The sequence below is a fragment of the Bacillus sp. FSL K6-1012 genome (assembly GCF_037964915.1).
GTDB lineage: Bacteria > Bacillota > Bacilli > Bacillales > Bacillaceae > Bacillus > Bacillus halotolerans.
Genome location: NZ_CP150175.1, coordinates 192,683 through 214,000, shown reverse-complemented (window position 1 = coordinate 214,000; position 21,318 = coordinate 192,683). Strand labels below are relative to the sequence as shown.

Sequence of the window (21,318 nt, the reverse complement as noted above, 5' to 3'; positions counted from 1 at the left end):
ACATTTTCTTCGGTTAGTTTCGTTGCAGTTCTTTTTCCCAATAAAAGGTTTTTTGTATTTCTTGATATCTTTATATGGTAAAATTTTGTTAATCAGCGAAACACAAAGCTTGATAAGAAAGGATATGATCATGAAGGTATTTGAAGCTAAATCACTGCTTTCTGAAGCAGATAGACGCGCAAAAGAGTACAAGGAACTCAGATCACAAATGGTTAAGCTCAGAAAAGCATTTAAAGACGTAGCTAACCTGGATGACAGCGAGTTTTCAGGTAAAGGTGCAAACAATATCAAAGCATTTTATCATGATCATGTGGGTGTTACAGATCAATGGATTGATCTTATCGATATGAAAATTGCTTTCCTTACAAGTGTCTCTGGAGTTATAGAGGAAGCCAGCTTGTCAGATGCATACGTCGAGGAGTCTTTTTTAGAGCATGAACTCGCAAATGCTTATAAAAAATCAAAGGCTATTATGTCTGAACAGAAGAAAGCAATGAAGGACATTCTGAATGATATTGACGATATCCTACCACTTGAGTTGTTTTCAACAGAAAACTTTAAAGTTGAACTTGCCAGTGCAGATAAGAAACGTGAAAAAACAATTGATAAAATTGGACAAGTTGATGATGATTTAACAACTGAATATGCATTAACAGAGCCTAACGAACAATTCATTCAACAAGATTTTAAAAAACTTCAAGAATCAACAGGCAAAGGGAAAAATGCTACACCTATTCACTATAATGCCAAAGCGTATAGAGAAAGCGACATACATAAGAAAAAAGGCGATATTGAAAAACGTACAGAAGCTTATTTGACGATTAAGAAGAAGGAAGAAAAAGAACGAGAAATTGAAAAACTGAAAGAAAGACTAAAAAACTACGATTATGCCGATGCCGATGAATTTTACTCAATGGCAAAAACCATTGGTTTTGAGAATCTTACTAAAGATCAACAGAGGTATTTCACACAAATTGAAAACACACGTGAGTTGATGGCTGGAGCCAAAGGTACTGTTACAGCTCTTTATGATATGACAGCTGAAACATTAGACTATATGGCACACAATCATCCTGTCGACATGCTTATTAATTCTGCAGTTGCAGTTTATCACTATGATTCCACATTTAATTCAATTAAAGATGCAATTATAACCTCCTATGTAAGAGACGTAAAGAACGGTGACACAGAATCAAAGGCTCATTGGTTTACATATGCAGCAGTAAACATCTTTGGCTTAAAAGGTGCTGGTTCAGTTGCTAAAATAGGAGTGAAAACAGCTGGAAAAGCTGCAGTCAAAAAAGTGTTTAAAAAACTAGACGAAACTCCTGATCCACTAACAGCAATTAAACCGTTTGTCATACGAGAAGATGTAGTTGTAGCAGGTGGCATGCCTTATAATGTCATCAACGATGTTAGCGCAAAAGACAGGCTGCTCCAGCTTGCTAAAAAATTAGATGAAAGTAGAAAGCCGTTTACTGGGCAAAAGATAAATCCACCTTGGTTAAATAAAGAAAAGTATGAAGCATATGAAATAAAGGGAAATGTAAAGGCGAAAGGGAAAATTAAAGATGTAAGTCGTAGAGTATATACGATGAAAGATATCGACCTTAATCAAAAAAATCGTAAAGGTCTTACGAATCTTCAACTTATGAAAAATGGTAACGCTCCGTTTGCAAAAGATGGCACACAGATTAATTTACATCACCTGATTCAAGAAGAACCTGGCCCAATGCTTGAAATTCCAAATAGCTTACATACTAAATATAGCGGCATTATCCATAAGCTTAAATCTGACGGCGAAAGCTTTAGAAACGATCCAGTTTTGAAAGCCCAATATGATAATTTCCGAGATAGGTATTGGAAGTGGAGAGCAAAACAATATGAAAAATAAAAGGAATGAGAGATATCAATGGACTTATATGAAAAAACTATAGAATTTATAACTGATAATAAAGCAGACAGTTATTTTACTGGAGGAATAGGTGAAGAAGAGATTATTAATATAGAGAAGGAGCTCCAATTACAACTTCCTGATAGTTATAAATGGTTTCTGAAAAACTTTGGCTCTGGTGGCTTATACGGAATTGATACTTTGGGGTTTGACTATGGTGGAGCTTCTGTAGTTGAAACCACAGAAGAATATCGTAATCATTTTAATTTATCTGAGGGACTTGTTGTAATAGAAGATATAGATTTTTTTGCATATGCCTTAGATACTAACAAAATGAACAGTAATAATGAATGTCCTGTTTTTATTTGGGATAGAGTGCTTGGATACCAGGACAAGCTAGCCGATAGCTTTATTGAATTTTTCTATAAAAGATTGCTTGAAAAAAAAGAAAACTGGGAAGAAGATGAAGACTGGGACGATTAAGTCAAAATTAATTACAATTTAGAGCCCCTCATTATATGAGAGGCTTTTTTATTACTTCAATTTCGATTCAATTTTCGCTTTAGTCTTAGGCCCATAAATGCCATCAGCAGTCAGTCCACTTACTGACTGGAACCGTTTGACTGCATTTGCTGTTTTCGGACCATATACGCCGTCGATACCGTTATTCTTCGCCCCTTTGTCTGGATAGAAGTAAAGAGCCGCTAGAGCATTTTGAACCTGTCTGACATTCGTTCCTTTCGTCATCGGACTTGTCACTTTAATAACTCCGGAAGGCAGCGGATATGACGTTTTTTTACTGCTTGGTTTAGTGCTGGATGTACTGGATCCTTTCAGTTTCAATTTTTGGCCAACTGTAATTTTATTCGGGTCTTTAATGTTATTCCAGCTCTGAAGATTTGTCACACTTACTCCCTCAGCCTTTGCGATTCCGGAAAGCGTATCTCCTTTTTTGACTGTATATGTTGTTCCGGATTCTGAAGAACCGCCTGAAGACGCTGCGCTTTTGCCACCGATCTTTCTTAATTCATCAGCAATAGCGGCTTTTACTTCATCCCATCTACCCTCTGACAAAATACGGTGAGGGCAATATTTCCCGTTCCAGTCTTGATGTTTGCGAACTCGATCAACACCCCAGCCGCGTTCTTTAAGCAGCTGCGCCACAAACTTGATGGCCAGCTTTTCAGCAGCGTAGTATTTAGCACCTCCTGACTCGCTGTAGCAGATTTCAACGCCGATAGACTTACGGTTCCCGGTGCCATTTGTACCGTCTCCTGTATGCCATGCGTTACGATTTAACGGCAGTCCTTGAATAACCTCTTTGTCATCAACAGCAAAGTGGAAACTTGTTGAACTGGTGTTTCCAATCATGTAACTGATCTCATTAGCCGCTGACGCATCGTTTGCCGTGTTGTGAATGGTAATGTATTCAGCATCCATATGATTTGGGCATTTCAAAGAGTATCTAGCTTCTGATACCAGATTCCTTTTAACTGAGATTGTCATATGTTTCCTCTCCTATTCTTTTTAGATAAAAAAAGCTGCCAGTTATCCAGCAGCTTGTTCATCTTTGTCTTTTGTTTGTTCGTTGTCGTTTTCGATTACGTGAAGTCGGTCAGTAATGGCGGCCGGAATCTTAACGCCGATCTGTGCAAGGTTCTCCGTAATGGAAAGCCCCTCATTGGCGATATAAAAAAGAACGGTTCCAAATGTAAGGACGCCGTTCAGATTGAGAATTGTATCTATGATATTTGCCACGATGACCACCAGAAAACTAAGCATTTTCCGGACATAACCAAACCAAGCGCTTCGGCTCCGCAGCTTTTTGAATTTCCAAGCCTTGATCACACCGGTTATTACGTCGATGATGGTTAGAATTAAGAACAAATCAAGATATTTAACACCCCCGAACAGGTAAACTCTCGCTAAATCCAACGTTTCAAAGTTAATAAACACACTCGTTTCCTCCATTTCTTGATCACCTCCTTAGAGGCAAAATAAAAGGACAGCCGGATTATTATTATGAGACGGCCGTCCCTCTTACTGAAAAGTTTCCATTCGTCAAAGATTTAAGTTCCATCACGATTTCCTTAAAACCGGTAATATCAAAAGACCAAGCTTCTGACTTCCCTTTTGTGCTAGTGGCAAACGTGCCATCGTCCACTTTTTGCCCTCTAAGGGCTCGCTTTGTCCCAGATAAGGATTTACCCCAGAATATTAATTCACTCGTCTCAGCTGTTCCATAAATCTCAATGAGCAACGTTTTAAATGATCCAACAGTGAACGGAGTACCTTCCCCAATCGTTTCTGTTTTATCGTGAAAAATAACATCTATCGTTTTTGCTTGAGTGTCTAATGAGCCGAGATTCAAGCCTTCAGTCTGAACTTTTAAGCGGCCATCATCCGTTAAGCCGCTCTTATCTATTTGCATAGTGAGTGGAACAGCTGTCGTAATTGGAACAGCTTGTTTAATATTTATATCTTCTTCCCCAGCACCAAGCGACTGATAAAGTAAGAAATCAGACTGTTGCAGATTACCGTTTGCATACCTGAAGCGGAAATATCGCTGGGTTAAGTGGATCCATTCAGTCTCACCAAGTGTCCCGGCCTTAACCACTAAGGAAGATACTGTGGTCCATGTATTCATATCATTACTTTCTTCGATGAATAAGGTTCCTTCACGATCAGAATAAGCGTGACCTTTTATTTTGGAAATCAAGACCTGACCTAATCGATCTTGGCCATACTGTGTATATACCTCTGTTGCTTTTAAGACTTTGTTTGTCAGCAGCTCTGCATTACCCGAAATGGCAGCCACCGGCACCACAAAATCTCTGTTTCCTTCTCTGTATGGCTTGGCTGCTCCCGGCTTACCGGCTGCATCTGTTGGAAATTGAAAACTATACTTTACCATTCGATATCCTCCTTGTTATTGTTGATCTTTAGCGGTCAATCTTAGGCGTTACATCGTGCTCACCCCTTTCAGGCAAAATAAAAAGCCCTAAATGGCTTCTCCTGTGATCTCTTTATACTGTTCTGCAGTGATTAGATTTTTTTCTATTCCTTCCTGTAAATCTTCGGGTGAGCAATCTTTGTAATGGATTGCCTGCTTCACCATTTCAGCGGTAGCCCAGTTATAATACAAAGCCAATACCCAATAATTCATAGATTATTCTCCCCTTGTAAGGAAAGCAGCTGCAGCTTTATTTCAGACAGAGCATTTCCTAATGTTTGGTTCAATTCTTCAAGTTGTTTACGAGCTAGTTTTTCCTGCGATAATTCTTGTGCAAGTAACTCGACCTGATCAGGAGGCTCATAAGGTGGATTACTTTTCGATTCTTCCCACCAAGCTTGCAATTCTTCCTGAGTCGGTATTGGTGCCCTGATGTTCCATTCCGCTATATAGGATGGAGTTCCATCACCATTATTCTGAACGATAAAATCCTTTGTAGGATCGGCTGTCGGGTACTTATAAAGGATAGCTTCGCCTATATTCATTGTTACCTCCTAAACTCTTGGATAATTTCTTCCGCCTAATTCCTGTATGTCAATAAAGTTAAACGATCCATCCTTATTGTCCACGCCCCTTTGATCATCTCCCACGTAATTACAATAACACCAGATTTCTAAGTAATCACCTTTGTTCATTGGGACAGTTGCGTTACCATTTAAACCAAGATACATTTCATTATCTCTATTTTCAAAATACCCACGAATATGATGAAGCGTTTTATATATCTTCCCATTTAAATAAGCTTTTAAATGAAGGTTAATATAAGAAGGAGAGTTTATCACATAAATTCCTGCACCAACCAAATACATTCCATCATTCGGTGCAACAAACCGGTTATTTTTTGTGTCAAAAGCATTGTGACTGTCCTTGATTATTCTATTGAAGGCTATTTTAGTATGGTCAACTTTTTTTAAGTATTGAATACCTGTAGTTCCCACATTTGCATGAGCAAAACCCGATATTTTCTCCCATTTTGTCCACCCGGAACCACTCCACCAATGCCTGACCCATACACCCGTACTGTCAATATAAGTTCCCGACTCATTACCTGTGCCGTAAAAATATTGTGTGAAGCGGGAATTATTATACTTCTCATTTTTCACAATGCCATATCGCAAAGGGTACCCGGTCGTATTTCCTTGGCCAATATCCATAAGAGTAAGTCCGAGCGGATATGATTCTCCGCTTGTTCTCGCGTCCTGAATTGCGCTTGTTCCAGTAAGAACGGTCAGTTTTTGATTTGTAAAGTTATCTTGAACAAAAGCTTTTGCATCAGAAAGAGCCTTATCAGCTTTCTCTTGTGATGCGGTTTCCGTCTCTAGCTTCTTCCACCCCTGCCATCCGACAGTATTACCATCCCAATAATTCGTAAAGACATTATTTCTGTAGTCCATGGCATAAACCCAGCCATAGCTGCCTTTACCGTCAGATGATTGGCTTGTCATTTGATAAAACCCTCTCGTAGAGGCGGTAGAAGGAGAATTTACTGCTTTTCCATTTGCATAAAAGGTGCCCATACTTCTACCTCTATCTATAATTGCCTGAAGCATATCTTCGCCTTCATTCACTGCAAAAGATACACCCCCAACATCATTTGTAATTTTAGATAGTTGAGCACCATTCCATTTATCCTTATCACTTTTAGTAACATGGATATCTTTATCATCAGTGTGAACAGCCAATCTTTTTATTGATCCTTCTTTTGTTTCGTACTTTATCCAATCTGACCAGGTTCCGTTAACTAATGACTTTCTCCAAAAGCCGCCATCTGTGGCCATTGCCATTGCTTCTCCATTGGCCGAGGAGGAATACAAGTAAATACCACGAGCCGATTGAGACGGCGCATTAATGGCATCACTCGAAATGTAAAAAGTAAAAGTCTTTTTTTGTCCTGCTACGACACTATGAAAGTCATAACTTTGACCGATGATGTTAATAAGAATGGATCCATCGTCTTTTGTAATTTTGGATAGCTGCGCCCCATTCCATTTACTGCGCTCTTCATTCGTAATATGCCGTTCCTGATCTTGATTGTGTAGATCAAAATCTTTTTTCGCTGCCTGCTGCACGTTATCAACATTACCCAGATCCAGCTGTTCCTTTGTCACCTTGTGAGGGTTGTTCATGTCATATTTATGTGCTGCTAAATCTTTATGCGCGTCTTGAATGCCTTTCTCCCAACGGTTCACATCATCCTCATTGATCGGATCATCCGGAAGCCAGTCTGTTTTTGATTCATATGCCATTTGTTACACCACCTCAAAAGTAAATCTGAAATCCAACGTTCTGTTATTACTGACGTCTAAATCTGTTGTTCTTTCCGTAATCACGTTGTTTTGTTCATCAAGAATCTGCACACTCTCAATGTGTTTGATATCTTCTTCCCGGTGAGTAAGTACCGTGACAACCGCCCCCTGAATGGTGAGTTCCACAATTTCTGTTTCATTCCCATTCAGCAGCACTTTTGATATTCTACTTTTTAGATCTGCAGCTGTACGCTCTCTATAGACTTGTGAAATCATGTTAAAACCACCTCGTTATTATTGAGCGTGACGGAGTAACCCACCTTTAACTCACTTACCTTTCGATATCTTCTGTTATTCAGAATGACAGTATCTTTTATCTGCAGCGGCTCATTCAAAGCAGCTCGCAGAGTATATGCTAAGTGGGCCGGCTTCATATTCTCCAAAGTTTCTATGAGCTCGCTCATGTGCTGCATATCATCTATATCAATATCCACGTTAAAACGGTACTCTCCGGGAAGCAGCCGGACCTGAGCGGACGGATTCTTTAAGAACCGGTTCAATGCCTGTTCAATGGCTTTATATGTTGCCGGCGGTATATTGGACATTTTAGAGATTAGTCGCAGCCTTCGGATTTCATACGTATCACCGGACTCTCGAGGCACGTTCAATATCTTTTCCCATCGTTCAAGCCCCCAGGTTGCTGTTGTAACAAACAGCTGATCTGTTAGATCAAAGATGCTGTTATTTTGCTTCTCAAATTCCGGAGCTTCAGCGTGAAGGAGTTCGGCCATTTCCTTCAACTTGGTAAGGAACGGCGGCAAGTAAGCGGTCATTTCATCGAGTTTGCTCAATGATTGTCACCTTCCCAAGCTTAGGAATTTCTACGTCACTAAGAATCAAATTTTCGGCCACGCCGTTGATTTTAATATCTGCATAATCACTTACTGAGGGTGAATTATAGACAATATTATTGATCTGCGATAAGCGGATGACATTGTCTTCGAACGCCATCTTTTTAAAGAGATTTAGAACTCCTGATTCGATTTCTTTCTTCACCTGATCAATAGAACTGTTGACCTCGGGAAGCACCTCAGCTGATATCTCAATCTCTTTCCAAACCGCACTCTCCACTGTGACAAAGGCGCCAATCGGCGCCTGTCCCTCGCCTTGTCCTGGTTCAGGATCAATATAGTTTTTAACCTTAGAAATCAATATATCGGAAGCAGGTTCCAAGTTAGCATTGGTCACAACAATTTTGACTGTGCCGTCCCCGTTCCAAAGCGGAAAGATTTTTGCCTTTCCGACTCCGTCAACTTCTTCCGCCCATTGTTTATAATGCTCTTTATTTGCACTGACAGCTTCTCGGCGAACGCGGGTAAAATATCTAGCCCTTAAACTGTCATCACCCTCTTTATCACGTCCAGGAATTAGGATTTCTTTCACAATAGCCTTTTGAAGTCCAGGTATAGTGTCTAGTGACAATAGATTCTGGCCGGATATGTTTGCGTTCCCTGCGTCTCCGGCTGTTTCGCATTCCAACGTCCCGTCTGCTGTGTATTGAAAGTAGAGGTTTTCGACAAAAAAGCGGGCACCCACTGGAATGGTTACACCTTCAGTAAACTCCGCCGCCCTGACTGCTTTTGTGGCAGCCGTTCGCTCGATGCCGGCTTCTGTAGCCCGACGATCTAAGAATTCACCTTGTGCTGTGTCCGAGAAGACAAGTTCCAGCACAGTATCGAGCCAAATATAAGACTTGGCCAATTCTGCAGCTGCAGGAGCTAAGGCGTTATAGATAACGCTGCCTTCCCTTGTATCGATGTCCGCGGAAATGCTGTTCAGCATACGGTCCAAAATTTCTTCAAAGGTTTGATCTTCAAACATCCTCACCAAGCACCTCCTCGATCTCCAGTGTTCCCTCGTCAGTTTCGACTGCAAAGGAAACATGGAACGAATCGCCTTGTTTTTCTATTTCAAAATCTGACACAGAGGAAACACGATCGTCATAGATCAGTGCTTCCTCTATCAGCCGCGGAATCTCCATTTTCTTATATGCGTCTGTTGTTTCATTATCTGCCAGGACGTCTTGAAGCTCATTTCCAATGTCATGACTGAAAACAGAATAGGCGTATCGCTCAGTATGAAGGGATAAATATACAAACTGCTTGATCGCTTCAAGGCCTGTGATGATTTCATTTGTGATACGGCCATTTTCAAAATCTATTTTGTACGTTTGCGAGGTCTCTATGACTTCGCTGTCATCTTCAATATCTTCAAATTCAATTTCTGGGGAAAGGGTCATGAAAAAAACACTCCTATAACGTTCTTCCATTTATTGATTGAATGAACCATAATAAAAACCGCTCCTAAAGAGCGGTTTTAAAATATAAGAAGTAATCATTCTAAGAAGAAATCGAAAGGGATTTATTTACTGCTTTTTGAGCATGGATTAAAGTTGTATCAAATAATGGCACTTCTGAATCCTCTACCTTTACTAATAGTCCAATTTCAGTGCATCCAAGAATGATTCCTTCTGCTCCTCTATCCACCAAATTATTTATGATCTTCTTATAAATATTTTTGGAAGACTGTTTAATTTCACCTAGACATAGTTCTTGATAAATAATATTATTTATTAATTCCCTTTCATCATCATTAGGAACAATGACATTAATATCATGAGACGCAATACGTGATTTATAAAAATCTTGTTCCATCGTATATTTAGTACCAAGCAATCCTACTGAGCGAATGTCTTGTCTAATAATTTGTTCTGCAGTTGCATCAGCAATATGCAAAATAGGTATAGTGATCATTTCTTGGATATATCCAAGAACTTTATGCATAGTATTTGTACATATTACAATAAAATCTGCACCTGCTTTTTCTAATGATTTTGCAACTTCCCCTAAAGCTTCACCTGCTTTATCCCAAGCCCCTAAGGATTGATAATGTTCAATTTCCTTAAAATCAACACTGTATAAAAGGCATTTTGCCGAGTGAAGCCCTCCTAACTTCTTTTTTATTTCTTCATTGATAATTCGATAATACTCAGCTGAAGATTCCCAACTCATTCCACCAATTAGACCAATAGTTTTCATAACCCACCTCGGATAAAATTTTCAAAATATTATAGTTATTCTAAAGCATAGATTAGGTCTATACAATTATTTATTTTTTCAGGATTACTATCATTAAATTTTATCGAGAATAAAAAATGATTGACCGCCTTTTAAGGAGACAACCATCACATTCTCGCCCATCTTTAGTTCTTCATCTCCTCCAGCGCGCAGCCGCTTAGGAATAATAATCAAATCAGACGGAATAATTAGCTTTTCATTTTCATTAAGTTTAATTTCAACAGGAGAAACGGAAACCACTTCAGCCGGCAGAATATCCACCGGCGACTCTGAACCAACGGCACCGACAGCCAAATGCTTGATCGCTTCACTTAGTCTCATGAGGAAACACCATCAGGAATAGAGTTTTTCTCCACAACATCAATGGTCATCGTGTGCGTGGATCCTTTAAATTCGTGTTTGTCTGTATCGATCCAGTATGTCTTCTTAACCCCGACTTCCGGAATTAAGATATAGACGGGCAATCCGCTCTGAAGATCCGAAATACCAATCGCTTGAATACTTTTGAGTTCTTTTTTTACACCCTTTTTCTGTGCCTGTTTGACTTTCGCACGCTCCTGAAGCTGCGCCTGGTTAATGTTATCAGAAACCGTTTCGACATACTGAAGCACACCATATTTACTGATGCCTGAGCTGTCGCTTGCGGTGGCTGTGTATGTTTTATTGTCTTTTTGACGCCGCAGCTTTACTTTTGTGGCCGTGTCATTAATTGAAGTGCTGTATTGATATCCGGTGATGTTCACACCCGTCTCCAGCACCCATACTTCTGACGGATCAGGCCAAGCGCGAAGGCCAAGCTTCCCCTTCGCAGAATATAATTGATAATTCCTTCCGGTTTGGCTTTTCGTTTGTTTCAAGGCTTTCAGAATCATGTCATAAAGGCTCGTATCGTCTTTGAACACAAGTGATTTAATTGTATGACCTGTGTTTGCAATGGACGTCGTGGGAATCTGAAAGTCTCTTGCCAGGCGTTTTATGATCTCATCTGCACGCTTATTAGAGAACACATAAACATCCTTGTTTTTGACCAGATATTGCAGCATATCATAAGCCGTAAAGGTCAGCCCGTGTTCTTCCGGATTGCGAGAAAACACAATGCCCCGGAACAGTTCTTTGCCCTTCCACTTAAACAGAACCGTATCCCCTTCAGATACACTGTAATATGAATGGGTTCCTTGTTTCGTTACGATCTTTGCTGTGATCGATCGCGGCGCCTGATACCGTTGTCCCTCGAGTGAAACACTTTCAGTTACCAGCTCAAGCCATTCCGTTTCTTTAATGACGAAAAGTTCTATCATGTCATCACCTGCTTATTGCGGTATCTTTAATTTTTGACCAGGAAAGATCCAGTGTCCTGGCTGTCTAATATTCCGTCTGCTACGCTTAATCATAGCCTTTTTATTTACGTTCCAGATCTTGCGCCATTTTGTACTGTCTCCATAAAACTTGCCGGCAAGGTCCCACAGTGTATCGCCTTTCTTAACGGTGTATGTTTTAGGAGCTGATTTAGATGGCCGTTTCATCTTCGTCTTTTTCTTCTGCTTGATCTTCCGCGGCGAAGCGGTTTTGTATTCCTTCAGCTTTATTTCAAAGTCACGATCACCTATGTCTTTTTGTCCCTCACTATAAGAAAAACCCTCAATGCTGCAGGTGAAATTTATTTTCGTGCCAGTAATCAAAAATTGAACTGGCTTTTTTGCTTTCGCCCATTTCTCAATCTTAGCGATAGCATTTTCAGGAGAAGGAAATCCCTTATACTCAGCAAGCGGGCTGTGTTTCTTCGGAAAAAAAGAAGAGAACGAAATCTCTTTCGCTCCCGGTTTATCTATAAAAGTGATCTCCCCAAAACTGGCCACTTTTACTGATTCATTTTGAATTGTGTTGGATATATCAATTTGTTCAGGAAGGACAGGAAGCCGCAGCTTGTCCTTCCCTTGTGAAATCCAAAATTCATAAACGGATCTAGTCAAACGCAACGACTCCCTTCGTTCCAATGTTGATATCTTGTTCAAGTTCATCGATAAGGGCCTGCTTAATTTTAGAGACAAAGCTGTTCACGTCTTGATCATTATAAAAATGCTGATCACCATTAAACTGAATGACAACCTCTTTACCGCCTGCAGCTGTCACAGTTGTTTGATTGCTTCCTGCGGTAGCAGCTGTGACTTGGCCTGATGGTAGTTCAGTTTGACCGGTTTGAGCCGGGTCTGTGACTTCCATGCCGAGCGCCTTAGCTGCTTGAGCTAACAAATAGCGCCCGCGGATCCCCCGTTCTTCCGGAATGATCCATTCACGTTTATTTCCTTCCCCGACACGAGCAATTTGTTCTTTTGTGATCAGGCCGCCGTTAGCATAACCAACATACGGACCGCCATGTCTCAAGCTTTTAATGCCAGGCACATTGTCAATTGAGCTGTATCTGCTTTTAATGTAGCCGATCGCGGCAGCAGCGTTGTGAATTGGATTTCTGATGTTACCCATGCCCGGCGCTTTATGTGCATTAAAGGTGGTCGGTATTGTCTGCATGAGCCCTTGGGATGGATTGCCTGCCTTCGCGTTACTATCCCACAGGTTAATAGAGTTTGGATTTCCACCAGATTCATACTTTGCAATTGTCATTAACCCTGGAAGCCAGTTTAACGGTGTCTTTGTGGCCATCATCGCAGCCACGAGCCACTGTTTCACATTTCCGCCCATTGCACCCATTCCGGAATAAGCAGCTGCCAGTGAACCGGCTTGCTTCTCAGCGTATTTTTTCACATCGACAGAATCCAGACCTTTTACAACACCAACAGATGCGAAACGCCCCAAGCTCATCATGACACGAGAAGGAGAATGAATGTCTAACTCTTCACGGAATGCCTTCTCAACTTTTTTCGCCAGCTCCTTGGCGGCTTCATGGACTTCACTTGCCTTTGAAGTCATACCTGAAACAAAATTCCCGATCATGCCGCTACCCCAGCCGTTTGATGATTCTTTAGATCGCAAAAACGGCTTATTAACATGAGTATTAACGTACTGATCAGTGCCAGTTTGTGAACTATTTTGACCGGAAGCAAACCCTTTGATTGTACCGGTTCCCCATGAAGAGGATTTATTCACAGTGTTCTGGAATGGTGTTTTGACTTTCGTCTGCAGGAAGCCATCTGTTCCGGTTGCTGTGCCATTCTGACCATTGGCATAACCATTGATCACCTGTTTTCCGTAATTCGGAGAGTAGGTGATCAAATTTTTCATAGGCTGGCCAACGTTTTTCTGTTTCCAAGCCTCCATTGAAACGACATTATCGCCAATACCTTGATCAAAGCCCTGCGTGAACTGTTGACCGAAAGAAGCAGCCTGTTCATTAAGGCTCGATGTGTCAACGGTAGGAGATACTGTAGCGGAAACTGTTGATCCACCGGCTAATGGAGATACAGCAGCTTCTCCACCTGCAGATGAAGCAGAAGCCATGTCGTCAACAACACTCATTCCTAGTTTAGAAGCAGCCTGAGAAAGAAGCATTTTACCGCGGCCCTTGTTGTTATCAACAGGGATCACAAACTCTTTACCCGCTTCGCCAATCCATGAAATGGTCGGTTTCGTAATATAGCCACCCGTCGCATTCCTTTCAAGAACGCTCTTTTGTTTAGGGAAAATACTTGGAGGCGCTGATGACTGCGACTGAACAAGACTAGAAATTCCTCCGCCACCGCTAGTATTTTTACTAGATGAAGACTTACCGGATTTCTTTGGTGTCATTCCAGTAGCTTCCTCACCTCTCCCTATGATATTGCCTATGATCTCCCCTCCGGCGTCAGCTAACCCTTTTAGCTTAATGACCCACCAGAAGGTATCTTCAAATTTCTCCTTAATTCCGTCAGCTATCTTTCCAAGGGGTTCTCCTACATTTTCACTAAACCAATCAGAAATACCATTCCAGGCATCTTTAACAGCTTTTTTAGCTGACTCAAATTTCTCCGAAATTGATTTCTTCGCATCTTCTACCTTTGAAACAATTGGATTCCATACATTTTCACTAAACCAAGCTGAAACTGCACTCCACTTGTCAGATATCCACGTCCATGCTTCGTTAAGCTTTGTCCATATCCAGCTTGCTGCATTAGTAACAGCATCACTTACCGGAGTCCAAACATTATCCATGAACCAAGTTGAAACTGTAGACCATAAATCTGAAATAAAAGTCCATGCTTCGTTGATCTTCGTCCAAATCCAATTTGCTACGTTACTAACTGCTGTACTGATTGGGTTCCAGACGTTGTCATAAAACCAAGTTGCCACCTGAAGCCATTTTAATTGGATCCAGATTCGCGCATAATCAATATGTGCTTGTATCCAGCCGGCAACAGTTGCAACTGCATTACTAATTGGATTCCAGACATTATCCATGAACCAAGTTGAAACAATCTTCCAGAGAGCCTTGATACCATCCCACGCAAATAAAAAAGCACCTACTACTAAATTTATAATTGGAACTGCCGTGTTATAAATAGGTGTCCACACGTTATCCACAAACCAGGATGATACGTCATTCCAAGTATCAGTTAGCCATTTCTTAGCATCCTCGAATTTGTCAGTGATCTTATCAATCTTATCTCCAGCCCAATCACTAACAGGGGTCCAGACATTATCCATAAACCAATCCGAAAAATCAGACCAAGTATCCTCGATCCAATCGACGGCATTTCCTGCACCGTCTACAATTCCATCCCATGCTTTTGAAGCGCCGCCATCATCAAACCATTTGCCAATAGAGGATCCTAAATCAGAACCCCCTATACCGCCTGCGATACTACCGACAACTCCGCCAACCGCAGTGCCGACAACAGGGACAACAGAACCAATGGCTGCTCCTGCGGCTCCACCTGCAGCAGCTCCGCCAAGATTCCCGGCGAAAGAACCAACTTTCTCACCTGCATTTTCTTTGTTCATCCCGAGCAAATCGGTTGCCGCTAATGCAGTTCCCAAAAGAGGGATACCTTTCGCGAATTTGCCGACACTTTTCAGAGGACTTAAAACTCTCCCGAACTTCGAGGCTCCGCCTGTCGCTCGGCCTGCTGCACTAAGTTCTGATCTGGTGGTGTTTACTGAAGCTCTCGAACCTGCGCTTCTAACAGGATCAGTTGCTGTTCTTCCTGAACGCCTTCTTTCTAGCTGTTCGGATGACACAGTAATAGATCTATTAGAAGGGTTCACACTGGTTGGATTCCCGCGCCGCCCTGAAGAACCTCTTCCTCTTCGACTACGACCATTCCCGGCACCTCCACCACAACAGCAACACGTTAAGCCGCCGCTACGTGGTAAACTTGTCGGACCTGAGGAAGATCTGGATCCTCCGCCTCTTGTACTGGCATTACGAGCAGCCCTTCCATTTCTACTGCCGCTTCGTGTGTTAGGATCAGCATCCGGTGTCCGGTTCGGAATTAACCTTCGAATCACTCCCGCTGCGTCACTTCCGACAGTCCCAATTCCTTTTAAGAGCGGGCGAAGGATCTTCAAATATGCAATCAATCCAATTAAAGACGGGATTACAACTTTAAAGGCTGTTTTTAAGTCGTCCCAATGATTCACCGTCCACTCAATGGCCACATTCAGCTTGTCACCTATCGCCTCGCCAAGATCAGTAATATCTTTTTTGATCTCTTTGAGTTTTTCTTGACCTTCCTTGCTGTTTAGGAACGAGTCGATCTTGTCAAAGGCTGGGCCTAAACCGGTAAGCAGTGAGGTTCCCATATCCTTAGATATGCTTTCAAAATCCCGCATGGCGTCATTAATCGGTGTCATCGGGTTATTATCCCTAAGCTTAGAAAAGCTGCGTTCCAGTTCACCGCTTGTTTTTGCACTTGTGCCAATGCCTTCAGCCATATCTAAAATCGGCTGCTTCAGATCTTCATATTGCGTTCCTATTAGCTCTGTGGCGATAGATGCCCGCTTAGTCTTGTCTTTGACTTTTGATAGGGCGTCAGCTACCTTAAATAAGCTTTCTTGACCACTAATTGAGCCGTCTTTAAACCCTTTGAACATCTTCTCTGTTTCTTTGGCACCGAATAGCGAATTAAACGCGTCCACTTGACTATCAGACATTTCAGTACGGCGGATGTTAAATTCACGCATACTGTCAGCGAGGTTGTCAAAGTTCCTAGCCCCGCCCTTTGTCCCTTTAATCATGGCATTAGCGATCTGGCCGCCTGTAAGCTTCATGTCCTTAAAGGTGGAACTGTATTCATTCATCGTGTCCAGCAAATCGTCAGCCTGATCACCGGCGTTCCGGTACACATAAGCGATTAAATCTCCGCTGTCTTTCCCAGACATTTTCAAGTTGTTATACATTGAGCTAAAGGCCCGGTCCACTTCCGCCTGATCAGCATTCATGAGCTGTGCGATCTTGCTAGAAGACTCAGTCAATTCAGCCAAGGCTTTTTTAGATGCTCCAGTCTGTTGTGACAAGGTTCTCAGAGATAAGCTGACTTCTTCCCGGGATCCTCCCGCTTTATTGTCATAATAGATCTGATCTGTCATTCTAGCAGCGTCTTTTTTGCTGACATTCGAAGTCGCTGAAACATAGGCGTCTTGGGACATGGCGCTTTTCCCGCTGCCCATAATTGCACCAGCCGACAGTCCGCCGCCAACTGCCAGGGTGACAGCAGCGTTTTTCAGACCGTCTAATTTTGCTTCAATTGCATCCAGAACCGCTGAAGCCTTGTCCTTAATAGAAACAGTAGGCTCAGCATGTTCGCCGTCTACATCGGACACATGGCGGCGAATCTCGTCTAATTCACTTGATGCATGATCACGGACTGAAACAGTAGGTTCAGCGTGTGAGCGGTTCAAATCTGAAAGGCCTCCTCGAATTAAGCGGAAACGCGGTGTAGCCTGATCATTAACGGAAACTGTCACCTCATGGCTGCCTTCAGTAAGATCCTCTGTTTGTTGGCGTATAGAATGTAAACCATTCGTAACCCGATCATCTAAACCGACTTCAAGCGATCGGGACCGTCCCGTCAAGCGGCTTGCTGATCTGTCAATCCGTCTCATAACCCGCTCAGTTCGATCTTCAGCATCAAAAATAAGAGGGCCATTAGCGGCCCTCTGAAGTCTTTCTGCATTTCCTTGTATCATTCGAAGCTTGCGGGAAATCTTATCATGTAAATCAAATGTAGCTGTTAGTTTAGCCATAGTTAATTACCTCCCTTCTTCGCTTCCTTTTCTAACAGCTCGAGCTTGTAACTGATTAACCCATATAGAAGCGCCTTGAATTCTCTCGGCGCCTCATATAACTCACGTAATTCAGACGGGGAATATTTGAGCTCATGCATAGCGTAATAAAGATAGACGGTCTCTTTATCCCCGCCCTCTATTAGTTTTTTGCTGCTTCTTCGAGATCTTCTGGATCGTCTTCAAACCCGTTGATTTCAATTGCTTTATTTAGCCAGTTCGCATACTCACCACCAACAGAAAGAACACGCTTTGCAACTTCCACCGGATCCTCTGTTTTGTAAGCTTCACGCAGCTCTTTAGATTTAAAGTTTGGATAAACAGTCGATTCAACGGCAATACGAGCATAGAAGCGTTGGCTGTCCAACTCTTTCACGCGGCCGCGGCCTTTTACATTTTTGTAAGTGGTATTTTCTTTCTCCAGCTCGTCAATACGTTCCGTAGTAATGGCTTTGAACACAAAAGGAATAACCTTGCCTGCTTTGTCTACGAATCGTTTAGAAATCGGAACTTCTACCTCTTCCGCTTCGATTGTTTGTCCTGGCATAAAGAATGAAAGATCATATACTTTTTCATTTTGTTTTTCGCTCATGTTTTATTAGCTCCTTTTTGTTTTGATGTATTAGGCAATAAAAAAAGCACATGCTTTTTGAATAAAATTCACAAGGGTGGAATTTTACAAAAAGATGTGCTTACCAGTATAATGAAAATCGTACATAAAGCGTCGTATGGGAGGTCTTGCATCCCCTTTAGAAAGGGGGTGATAGAATGTCAACTGAAGCTTACCAAGCTCTAATGGTATTGATTGCTTTCCAATCATCATTAATTGGTTTGGGTTCTTTAATTGTTGCCTTGTTGACTTATAAAAATAAAAAATAGACCTCCCTTGAGCGTGGAAACTTGAAGGGATAAGTCTATCATGAAAAATATGCGAGCAAGCCCCCTAAGGACAGCTTGTGTACAGGCCGGAGTGTTGGAGCACTCCGGTATTTTTTTATTTTATGCATTTCTCGTGAAAGAAATACATAGAAAATCAAGAATGACGAAATGCATTACATCGGTATTCATGAATACCTTAATGCCTTTAATATTGGTACTAACATTGATACTAATACTAAAGTTAGTACTAAAGTTAACTTGTTAACATCAATATTAATGCTAACAATCAGAGTTATCAAGTGGTAATGTACTAGATTCTCTAGAATTTCCTAAGATTCCACTACTCTCCCCCAGATTCTACTAGTTTTCTCTAGGTTCTACTACTTTTCCTTGGAATTGTTGTTCTAGAATTTTTCAATAAGAATTGTAATGCATTTCATGAAATGCATTACAATTGATTATTAAAATGTGTCCTTCAGCTTTTCAGGAAGATCAAAGTCCTCAAAGGTAAACGGTACCTCTTCCTCTAATGCCTCAGAATCAACGTCAAGCCCTGCAATTTTCGCAGAGTCAAAATTCACATCATACAGCGTGACACGCTCAGTTCCACGGCCGGAAGACGCATCGTCTAAAACCGCTTGAAGCGTGAAATAAGGATCTTCGCCTTTCTTCACATAGTTCAGCATCAGCTGCACAAAGCGGGACGTGACTTTATAGAATGTCGCTGTGCCTGTTCCGTTTGCGCCTGTCGTTTTATGACCGGTCATGCGACGCCCCATAACGTTGACTTCCGATTTATTTTTCTCCACATTCGCTTCAAATGTTTTGATAAACGCCAGTTCCTCACCGTCCAAGAAAAGGCGTCCCTCTTTACCAGATATCGTATTCTGCGCTTTAAAAGCCACCTTACTTCACCTCCACGTTAAAGTAGAATTTCTCAGCTGCATCAACTGGCTGCACAGCAAGATCAATCAGGAAACCGTCACGATCACTATTGAGAGCAATTGTGATGTCATTCTCTGAATCAAAATTGGTGATGCCCCCGTTATCTTGAAGAACACTCAAGTATTGAGTAATCAATGTTTTCACGAATTGAAGGCCGTCATTTGTAGCAGGAACATCGCTGCCGCTCGCTTTACGTGACTTAATCAGTGCTTTCAATTGAGATGTCAGATCATTATTGATTGCATCCAGCACACGGACAATTTTGTTCTTTTGGAACATCTTATTTTTCTCTGCTGTTAGGCTTGTGAGTGAGTTAATATCCTTTTCAACTGAAACAGATTTGTCTCGAGAATCATAAGTAAACAGGAATTCCCCATTCGCCAGCCGCTGAATTACCTGGTCATTATCCAATCGTGTAAGGACGTCCACCGCTCCTGCATACTCTACAAACGTAAGCGACTGATTGAACGTAGCACCCGCACTGGCGCCGGCTACCCAAGCAGTGGCTTTTTCCGGAGTGATCTCTGTTCCATCTTCAAGCAGAACCCCACCTGTGACATTGATAATGCCTTCGTGATCACCTTTGTAATTAGAGAGTACACCTTGAACCTTTAAGCCTTGATTGTCTCTCAGCCGCTTGATGAATGCGACAAACGTCGCTTTCAATTGCTCGTTATCCTCAACAGGCAGCGCGATTGTGTCAAAGTATTCAGTTTCAGCCGCTTCCAAGAAAGCTGTGTAATCAGCATTTGTCGGTGTCTTGTCTGTTCCACCGGACAAGCGGATTCCGGAAGATGCCGGAAGATCCCCGCTGACGTCCTCCGGAGCTGTGCCTGTTAGTGGAATCGAAACTGTTAGATCCCCTTTGCCTGTGAACTCGACAAACTTATTTGCTTTCAGCTCCTCAGCTTTCGATACTGTTTGCTTATCGACTTCTGACTGATCAAGATAGGTTGTGACATCCACTTTTGAAGAATCAATAACGTTTTCTGTAATTCTGATAATGATGTCATTTCCTTTAGTCCCGCCATAAAGAGCGGTTGCCTTTACGCCTTCGCTAATATCTGCTTGAGCACGCAGCCCCTCCGTCAAACGGTAAAGCAAGACTGTACTCGCCTTCTTCATTGCCTCACGCAAAAGCAAAAGTGATGGATCATCGATGTTAAGCCCCACTTTTTTATTCAAGTCCTCGATGGAAGAGATAGAAATGAATTTTTTAACCTCTCCCCAGCTGGACGCTATCGGCAGTGCAACTGTTCCGCGTTCGCCTACTGATACCCGATCCTCTGCGGTCGTTTTAAAGTTAAAATAAATACCGACACGCTCTTTTTCCTTGCCGACTGTAAATGTTCCGCCGTTCATCTATTTGACCTCCTTCTGAAGAAACTGAGTGATCAGCTTCTTCGCTTCTGATTTAGTGATGCTGTTTTTTTCTGCATGAAAAAGAGCACCGTCAAACACCTCGGGCTTCACCCCAAAGAGCTCTCGACTGTGCTCTCGCAAATCCTTAATATAAAAAGCGTTTTCCGCTTTCTCTTTTTTAGTGGCCATCATTTCACCCCGCTTGTAAAATCAAAGTTTTCAAGAGAAGGATGCTGTTCTCGTTCATACCAATAGCGACTCGTCCAATTTAGAACAATGCTCGCATAATCATCTGAGATTCGGGTTTCTATACGTGATAAGCGAATAAAATCCCCCGTATCTTCACCAGATTCCCGTATGAGCGGAATTAATCCTCTCTTACTTCTAAGTGTATCCGCAATCCTTTCCGCTTCGTTATGAGCCTCCTGCGCGTTTTTGTGAAAGAGTTTCACGTTTAAAACATAGGATTTTTGAAACGTAGATACTGTGTCCACCCCATCGACTGTGGAAGCCGGTGGAATGTAAAGAGATGGGACAACAAAGTCCTGCGGTATTTCTTTTTCATACACTTGCACAGGATACAGTTTGTATAGGTAGCCCATAATTGAGCCCACTTCTTGATTCATG

Annotated in this window: 22 protein-coding genes and 2 pseudogenes; 2 read left to right on the top strand and 22 right to left on the bottom strand. The window is 41.9% G+C overall.

The window, feature by feature from the left end; genetic code table 11:
• The first annotated feature begins 130 nt into the window (after positions 1-130).
• Both NSS75_RS01270 and NSS75_RS01265 read left to right on the top strand, forming a co-directional pair.
• The gene (locus NSS75_RS01270) at positions 131-1,894 is read left to right on the top strand and encodes a T7SS effector LXG polymorphic toxin (protein ID WP_339235474.1); all 1,764 of its coding nucleotides are present in this window, start codon (positions 131-133) and stop codon (positions 1,892-1,894) included.
• A gap of 18 nt (positions 1,895-1,912) precedes the next feature.
• Positions 1,913-2,377, top strand: coding sequence for an SMI1/KNR4 family protein (locus tag NSS75_RS01265; RefSeq protein ID WP_044430364.1), 465 nt, complete (start codon positions 1,913-1,915; stop codon positions 2,375-2,377).
• 51 nt (positions 2,378-2,428) lie between these two features.
• Here NSS75_RS01265 and NSS75_RS01260 read toward each other — a convergent pair whose 3' ends face one another.
• From NSS75_RS01260 to NSS75_RS01155, 22 genes and pseudogenes are all read right to left on the bottom strand, one after another.
• Positions 2,429-3,400, bottom strand: coding sequence for an N-acetylmuramoyl-L-alanine amidase (locus NSS75_RS01260; RefSeq protein WP_339235471.1), 972 nt, complete (start codon positions 3,398-3,400; stop codon positions 2,429-2,431).
• Positions 3,401-3,442: 42 nt separating this feature from the next.
• A complete protein-coding gene (locus NSS75_RS01255; RefSeq protein WP_103031448.1) occupies positions 3,443-3,865 on the bottom strand; it encodes a holin family protein in 423 nt (140 codons plus the stop codon).
• A gap of 49 nt (positions 3,866-3,914) precedes the next feature.
• Entirely contained in the window at positions 3,915-4,808 is an 894-nt protein-coding gene (locus NSS75_RS01250) for a phage portal protein (RefSeq protein WP_339235467.1), read from the bottom strand.
• A gap of 87 nt (positions 4,809-4,895) precedes the next feature.
• A complete protein-coding gene (locus tag NSS75_RS01245) occupies positions 4,896-5,060 on the bottom strand; it encodes an XkdX family protein (protein WP_010330111.1) in 165 nt (54 codons plus the stop codon).
• Complete coding sequence (locus tag NSS75_RS01240; RefSeq protein WP_339235463.1) at positions 5,057-5,392, bottom strand: XkdW family protein; 336 nt, start codon at positions 5,390-5,392, stop codon at positions 5,057-5,059. The genes NSS75_RS01245 and NSS75_RS01240 overlap by 4 nt, the downstream gene beginning before the upstream one ends.
• Positions 5,393-5,401: 9 nt before the next feature.
• Positions 5,402-6,211: pseudogene (locus NSS75_RS01235) on the bottom strand (terminase); the annotation flags it as partial.
• Between the two features lie 678 nt (positions 6,212-6,889).
• A pseudogene (locus NSS75_RS01230) lies at positions 6,890-7,153 on the bottom strand (terminase); the annotation flags it as partial.
• A gap of 3 nt (positions 7,154-7,156) precedes the next feature.
• The gene (locus NSS75_RS01225) at positions 7,157-7,429 is read right to left on the bottom strand and encodes a hypothetical protein (protein WP_101861088.1); all 273 of its coding nucleotides are present in this window, start codon (positions 7,427-7,429) and stop codon (positions 7,157-7,159) included.
• Positions 7,426-8,004, bottom strand: a complete 579-nt coding sequence (locus NSS75_RS01220) for a YmfQ family protein (protein WP_339235460.1) — start codon at positions 8,002-8,004, stop codon at positions 7,426-7,428. Before NSS75_RS01220 ends, NSS75_RS01225 begins: the two co-directional genes overlap by 4 nt.
• Positions 7,988-9,034, bottom strand: a complete 1,047-nt coding sequence (locus NSS75_RS01215) for a baseplate J/gp47 family protein (protein ID WP_339237527.1) — start codon at positions 9,032-9,034, stop codon at positions 7,988-7,990. The genes NSS75_RS01220 and NSS75_RS01215 overlap by 17 nt, the downstream gene beginning before the upstream one ends.
• Complete coding sequence (locus NSS75_RS01210; protein ID WP_101861091.1) at positions 9,027-9,452, bottom strand: DUF2634 domain-containing protein; 426 nt, start codon at positions 9,450-9,452, stop codon at positions 9,027-9,029. Before NSS75_RS01210 ends, NSS75_RS01215 begins: the two co-directional genes overlap by 8 nt.
• Before the next feature lie 100 nt (positions 9,453-9,552).
• Positions 9,553-10,251, bottom strand: a complete 699-nt coding sequence (locus NSS75_RS01205) for an aspartate/glutamate racemase family protein (protein WP_339235456.1) — start codon at positions 10,249-10,251, stop codon at positions 9,553-9,555.
• 93 nt (positions 10,252-10,344) lie between these two features.
• Complete coding sequence (locus NSS75_RS01200; RefSeq protein ID WP_095843431.1) at positions 10,345-10,611, bottom strand: DUF2577 family protein; 267 nt, start codon at positions 10,609-10,611, stop codon at positions 10,345-10,347.
• Positions 10,608-11,588 carry a phage portal protein gene (locus tag NSS75_RS01195; protein ID WP_339235452.1) on the bottom strand — a complete coding sequence of 327 codons (981 nt, stop codon included), beginning with the start codon at positions 11,586-11,588 and terminating at the stop codon, positions 10,608-10,610. Before NSS75_RS01195 ends, NSS75_RS01200 begins: the two co-directional genes overlap by 4 nt.
• Positions 11,589-11,600: 12 nt before the next feature.
• Positions 11,601-12,260: a LysM peptidoglycan-binding domain-containing protein gene (locus NSS75_RS01190; protein WP_339235450.1), complete on the bottom strand. Its 660-nt coding sequence runs from the start codon at positions 12,258-12,260 to the stop codon at positions 11,601-11,603.
• A complete protein-coding gene (locus NSS75_RS01185) occupies positions 12,253-17,466 on the bottom strand; it encodes a phage tail tape measure protein (protein WP_339235447.1) in 5,214 nt (1,737 codons plus the stop codon). Before NSS75_RS01185 ends, NSS75_RS01190 begins: the two co-directional genes overlap by 8 nt.
• Before the next feature lie 2 nt (positions 17,467-17,468).
• On the bottom strand, positions 17,469-17,606 hold the full coding sequence (locus NSS75_RS01180) for a hypothetical protein (RefSeq protein WP_019713118.1): 138 nt from the start codon (positions 17,604-17,606) through the stop codon (positions 17,469-17,471).
• A 41-nt stretch (positions 17,607-17,647) separates the two neighbouring features.
• On the bottom strand, positions 17,648-18,097 hold the full coding sequence (locus NSS75_RS01175) for a phage portal protein (RefSeq protein ID WP_339235443.1): 450 nt from the start codon (positions 18,095-18,097) through the stop codon (positions 17,648-17,650).
• 748 nt (positions 18,098-18,845) lie between these two features.
• Positions 18,846-19,289 carry a phage tail tube protein gene (locus NSS75_RS01170; protein WP_014112406.1) on the bottom strand — a complete coding sequence of 148 codons (444 nt, stop codon included), beginning with the start codon at positions 19,287-19,289 and terminating at the stop codon, positions 18,846-18,848.
• Between the two features lies 1 nt (position 19,290).
• Complete coding sequence (locus NSS75_RS01165; protein WP_339235439.1) at positions 19,291-20,691, bottom strand: phage tail sheath family protein; 1,401 nt, start codon at positions 20,689-20,691, stop codon at positions 19,291-19,293.
• Complete coding sequence (locus tag NSS75_RS01160; protein ID WP_326211711.1) at positions 20,692-20,883, bottom strand: hypothetical protein; 192 nt, start codon at positions 20,881-20,883, stop codon at positions 20,692-20,694.
• Positions 20,880-21,317 carry a DUF6838 family protein gene (locus NSS75_RS01155; protein WP_087991976.1) on the bottom strand — a complete coding sequence of 146 codons (438 nt, stop codon included), beginning with the start codon at positions 21,315-21,317 and terminating at the stop codon, positions 20,880-20,882. Before NSS75_RS01155 ends, NSS75_RS01160 begins: the two co-directional genes overlap by 4 nt.
• Position 21,318 lies beyond the last annotated feature (1 nt).

What these genes read in the sequence shown, in the direction of transcription:
- NSS75_RS01270 (WP_339235474.1), top strand. Translation starts at nt 131, where the DNA reads ATGAAGGTATTTGAAGCTAAATCACTGCTTTCTGAAGCAGATAGACGC.
- NSS75_RS01265 (WP_044430364.1), top strand. Translation starts at nt 1,913, where the DNA reads ATGGACTTATATGAAAAAACTATAGAATTTATAACTGATAATAAAGCA.
- NSS75_RS01260 (WP_339235471.1), bottom strand. Translation starts at nt 3,400, where the DNA reads ATGACAATCTCAGTTAAAAGGAATCTGGTATCAGAAGCTAGATACTCT.
- NSS75_RS01255 (WP_103031448.1), bottom strand. Translation starts at nt 3,865, where the DNA reads ATGGAGGAAACGAGTGTGTTTATTAACTTTGAAACGTTGGATTTAGCG.
- NSS75_RS01250 (WP_339235467.1), bottom strand. Translation starts at nt 4,808, where the DNA reads ATGGTAAAGTATAGTTTTCAATTTCCAACAGATGCAGCCGGTAAGCCG.
- NSS75_RS01245 (WP_010330111.1), bottom strand. Translation starts at nt 5,060, where the DNA reads ATGAATTATTGGGTATTGGCTTTGTATTATAACTGGGCTACCGCTGAA.
- NSS75_RS01240 (WP_339235463.1), bottom strand. Translation starts at nt 5,392, where the DNA reads ATGAATATAGGCGAAGCTATCCTTTATAAGTACCCGACAGCCGATCCT.
- NSS75_RS01225 (WP_101861088.1), bottom strand. Translation starts at nt 7,429, where the DNA reads ATGATTTCACAAGTCTATAGAGAGCGTACAGCTGCAGATCTAAAAAGT.
- NSS75_RS01215 (WP_339237527.1), bottom strand. Translation starts at nt 9,034, where the DNA reads ATGTTTGAAGATCAAACCTTTGAAGAAATTTTGGACCGTATGCTGAAC.
- NSS75_RS01210 (WP_101861091.1), bottom strand. Translation starts at nt 9,452, where the DNA reads ATGACCCTTTCCCCAGAAATTGAATTTGAAGATATTGAAGATGACAGC.
- NSS75_RS01205 (WP_339235456.1), bottom strand. Translation starts at nt 10,251, where the DNA reads ATGAAAACTATTGGTCTAATTGGTGGAATGAGTTGGGAATCTTCAGCT.
- NSS75_RS01200 (WP_095843431.1), bottom strand. Translation starts at nt 10,611, where the DNA reads ATGAGACTAAGTGAAGCGATCAAGCATTTGGCTGTCGGTGCCGTTGGT.
- NSS75_RS01195 (WP_339235452.1), bottom strand. Translation starts at nt 11,588, where the DNA reads ATGATAGAACTTTTCGTCATTAAAGAAACGGAATGGCTTGAGCTGGTA.
- NSS75_RS01185 (WP_339235447.1), bottom strand. Translation starts at nt 17,466, where the DNA reads ATGGCTAAACTAACAGCTACATTTGATTTACATGATAAGATTTCCCGC.
- NSS75_RS01180 (WP_019713118.1), bottom strand. Translation starts at nt 17,606, where the DNA reads ATGCATGAGCTCAAATATTCCCCGTCTGAATTACGTGAGTTATATGAG.
- NSS75_RS01175 (WP_339235443.1), bottom strand. Translation starts at nt 18,097, where the DNA reads ATGAGCGAAAAACAAAATGAAAAAGTATATGATCTTTCATTCTTTATG.
- NSS75_RS01165 (WP_339235439.1), bottom strand. Translation starts at nt 20,691, where the DNA reads ATGAACGGCGGAACATTTACAGTCGGCAAGGAAAAAGAGCGTGTCGGT.
- NSS75_RS01160 (WP_326211711.1), bottom strand. Translation starts at nt 20,883, where the DNA reads ATGATGGCCACTAAAAAAGAGAAAGCGGAAAACGCTTTTTATATTAAG.
- NSS75_RS01155 (WP_087991976.1), bottom strand. Translation starts at nt 21,317, where the DNA reads ATGAATCAAGAAGTGGGCTCAATTATGGGCTACCTATACAAACTGTAT.